We start from the raw sequence: 3,599 nt of genomic DNA on the forward strand, positions 1-3,599 counted from the left end.
AAATAGTTACCTAATTCATTAAACTCAGTATATAAATGGGTAATACAAAGAGCTTCTCCACTTCCTTGAGTAAAGTATTCAAATTCTCCTCTAGATGTCTGTACGAAATTTTTCTCCCACATACTAATCCCCCTTCAACTCAATAAAATAGGACTTGAATAGTTTCTATGATATATATGGGAAATCCTCCCTGTTTTTTAACTAACCTGCCCCTCGTATATTATGTTTAACTCCTTAAATATCATTCTCTTTTTTATCTTTTCTATCAATCATAAGGTGGTCTGTTTGGTCGTCTCGAGATATTTCTAGATAATGGTCTTAGGATCATTTGGGACAATTCTTCCTGCCCCTGTAGCTTGACTACATCTAAAGACTGTTTCTCAGTGTACGTGCGGCACTTCATACTCGCAGGCTGAGCGCACTGCCTCTCGAACTCAGGTGACAAGCAGCCCTGAGGCGGCTTTCGATACAGATGCAGTTCTGATACACGAGGTTGATGATCGGCGTCCACACTAGAGATATCTCGAGGCGTCCAAGGAAATACCCGATGATTCCACAATGAAAGGAGGGTAACCCCCATGCGATTATTTGTTGGTCTAGACGTAAGTTCGTTTGACATGAAAGGCTGTATCCTTGATCAGGAAGGATCAAAAGTGGATACCTTCACGGTATCAAATGACCTTCCAGGAGCCACAGATTTAAAGGAACGAATCCTCAGCCTTGCGAAAGGACGTAAGGTTGAAAGCGTCAAGATAGGCTTGGAGTCCACTTCGGTCTATAGCTTCCATCCTTCTATGTTCCTTCATTATGATGAAGACCTTAAGGTCTTTGACACTCAAGTGTTCGTCATTAATCCGAAACAGATTGCCAACTTCAAGAAAAGCTATTCGGATATGAATAAGACGGATGAAATTGATGCATTCGTGATTGCCGATTACGTCCGATTCGGTCGTAACCAGATGTCCATTGTCAAGGAGAGCCAGTATGTCGCACTCCAACAGCTGACCCGTTCACGTTATCACTTGGTCAAGATGATGACAAAAGAGAAACAGCCCTTTCTCCAACATGGGGTCCTACCAACAAAACGCGGAAAACATACGCTAAGCAAAATTCGACATGAATAAAGTCGATTTTTCCTACGCTAAGGAATCATCGGCCTTTATTTTATCGGATAAGGGGACGGAGTGAATTTAAACTTGCTACTTTGTTCATATCAAACGTGTATTCCCCAAGAAAATTAATATGTTCCCATCCCAATGGGGAAATATGTTTTAGAAAGTCTTCTTCTCGTAAAGCTCCTTTTTCTTTCAGAAATTTTGCGGCTTCAGTAAGATATACAGTGTTCCATATGCTAATGGCGTTAATTAAAATGTTTAATGCACTGGCGCATTGAAGCTGATCTTGCAATCCTCTTTTCCGTAATTCGCCTCGTTTCCTAAAGAATAAAGCTCTTGCAAGAGCGTTCATCGCTTCACCTTTATTTAATCCTCGTTGAATGCGACGACGTAGGGCTTCGTTAGATATGTAATCCAAAATAAAAATGGTCTTTTCAATTCTTCCCATTTCTCGTAAAGCAGTAGCTAATTTATTTTGTCTTGCATATGACCCTAATTTCCCCATAAAAGAAAAGAATCAAGGGACATTCTTGATCAAACTTTTTTCAAAGCTACAACTAAACAAGTTGTTCTAACCGTAGTGTGAAAATATAAGATTATGGTTTAAAATGTACAGTTAGACTGATTAAAACATTTAAGAGTCGTATCAAAAAAATACGGAAAATGCATGTTATCTGGGCTAAAAGGGAAAATTCATTTGGCATGTTAAATGTGTAAATTAAAAAAAGTATAGAGGTTTTGTTTGACAATAAAAAAGTATCTATATATATTGTAATTAGCTATCTTGTAATGCAAATTAGCTATAAAACGCTATCTTGTATTACAAAGTAATGGGGGGAAGAGCTTGACGATAAGAAGTCAATTGTTAAAAGGAATTCTAGATGCATGTGTTATGGCGATCGTAGAAGAGCAGGCCATTTATGGATATGAATTATCACAAAAGCTACAAAAAGCTGGACTGCCTGATATAAGTGATGGGACGATTTATCCAGTGTTACTGAGATTGCAGAAAAACGGATTTATTCGTAGTGAAATGAGGCCTTCTGATTCAGGTCCTAACCGAAAATACTATTTTTTAACGGATAATGGAACAGAGGAGCTTGAACGGATTGCAAAAGAGTGGATGCTGATTGCAAGTCCAGTTAGCAATTTATTAAAAAGAGGTGAAAACAATGCGAAGCACAAAACAATTAATCAATGAAAATAATGAAAAACGTAAGCTATTAAATGCCGAGAATGAATTATTATATGAGGATTTTTCACTATATATCAGAACCGATTTACGAGTAGCCGAGCACGAAAGTGAGGAACTTCTAATGGATTTACTTGATCATCTTTTAGAAGGACAGGAAGACGGAAAGACAGCGACTAACTTATTTGGGTCTCACCCACGAAAATACGCAGATGAGCTAATAGCAGGACTTCCGCACGAGAAGAAACGAAATGTCATTCCTTATGTGTTTTCTCTAGTGTTCAATTTACTAGGGTGGTTCAGTTTAATTTATGGAATGGTAAACCTTGTTTTACAAAGGTTTACAAAAGTAGATGAAACTATTTCACTTGGTAATAGTATTGTGCTATTAACTGTAATTATGATTGTTACTGCTTTCGGAGTGTTCGTTATTTTCAAACTTATTCGTTCGACACTTTTCGTTAATAAAAAGCAAAGAAGACGAGCCTTCTGGAAGGCCGGTTTTTTTGGAGCAGGTTCGTTTGCACTTATTATGTTCTTAACTAGGATAATGCCTGACTTTGGACCAGAGGTTAATTTTGAATGGTGGGTTTATCTAGTTATAGGTGCCGTGTTGGTTATTATTAGTAAATTGGTTAGAAGCATAACTACATAAAATACGTTTTATCTAGTACTTTTCAAGCAAAGAAAAAGGTGGGCTTTTTTTGTTAATTAATTGGATTAAATGGAAATTAAAAATTAGATGGAAAAGTCAAATGAACAATTTCATTTTTTTTAAAAAAATAAAACAGGTAGAAAATATTTGGGTTTGGGTAGTATTATGGAGTTTGATAAGCTTTAGTACCCTTCTAGGAGGGAGTTACTTACTTTTTAAAACAACTATCCTAAATGAAAAATTAACTGTAAGTGATCAACCATCAGGAATCTTATCAACCCTTGCTCTTCAAATTCTGTATTCTTTAAGGGAAAATCATTATCTATTATGGTCATTACTTTTTTTCATTATATTTATAAATGCAATAATTTCCGGAATCGCTTCATCTAAATGGCAGCTACAGGCTGTAGATAGAGACTGGTTAATGATAAATCTAAAGACTAGCGAACAAAAATCTAATATCTATATTTATTTAGAATCTTTAACTTGGAATTCAAAAGTTTTTCTAATGGCATACGTTCCAATCATATTATCACTTGGGTATTTACTAAATCTAACACCAATAAAAATAATCTTAATTTTGTTCATTACTTTTTTGCTTTTTATAGTTTTGGGAATAATAAGTTCTATTTTCCAC

The 3,599-nt window shown here is 35.8% G+C and carries 3 protein-coding genes and 3 pseudogenes; 4 read left to right on the top strand and 2 right to left on the bottom strand.

Translation table 11 applies throughout. The annotated features are described in order from the left end of the window. Window positions 1-122, bottom strand: a pseudogene (locus tag BFI01S_RS24190) (alpha/beta fold hydrolase); the annotation flags it as partial. 456 nt (window positions 123-578) lie between these two features. Between BFI01S_RS24190 and BFI01S_RS21235 the strand changes: the two are divergent. Next, window positions 579-1,067: pseudogene (locus BFI01S_RS21235) on the top strand (IS110 family transposase); the annotation flags it as partial. 97 nt (window positions 1,068-1,164) lie between these two features. Here the strand turns inward: BFI01S_RS21235 and BFI01S_RS21240 are convergent. Further along, window positions 1,165-1,620: pseudogene (locus BFI01S_RS21240) on the bottom strand (Tn3 family transposase); the annotation flags it as partial. Between the two features lie 339 nt (window positions 1,621-1,959). Between BFI01S_RS21240 and BFI01S_RS21245 the strand changes: the two are divergent. The 3 genes from BFI01S_RS21245 to BFI01S_RS21255 all read left to right on the top strand — a co-directional run. Further along, window positions 1,960-2,316: a PadR family transcriptional regulator gene (locus BFI01S_RS21245; RefSeq protein ID WP_061794357.1), complete on the top strand. Its 357-nt coding sequence runs from the start codon at window positions 1,960-1,962 to the stop codon at window positions 2,314-2,316. Then, window positions 2,288-2,962 carry a DUF1129 family protein gene (locus BFI01S_RS21250; RefSeq protein ID WP_061794358.1) on the top strand — a complete coding sequence of 225 codons (675 nt, stop codon included), beginning with the start codon at window positions 2,288-2,290 and terminating at the stop codon, window positions 2,960-2,962. Before BFI01S_RS21245 ends, BFI01S_RS21250 begins: the two co-directional genes overlap by 29 nt. Window positions 2,963-3,011: 49 nt before the next feature. Then, the coding region (locus BFI01S_RS21255; RefSeq protein WP_156478365.1) for a hypothetical protein at window positions 3,012-3,599 on the top strand (588 nt) is incomplete at its 3' end.

It is taken from the genome of Cytobacillus firmus NBRC 15306, assembly GCF_001591465.1.
GTDB lineage: Bacteria > Bacillota > Bacilli > Bacillales > Cytobacillaceae > Cytobacillus > Cytobacillus firmus.

Bases quoted from the DNA above. Each gene is read 5' to 3' on its own strand.
- BFI01S_RS21250 (WP_061794358.1), top strand. From the start codon at position 2,288: ATGCGAAGCACAAAACAATTAATCAATGAAAATAATGAAAAACGTAAG.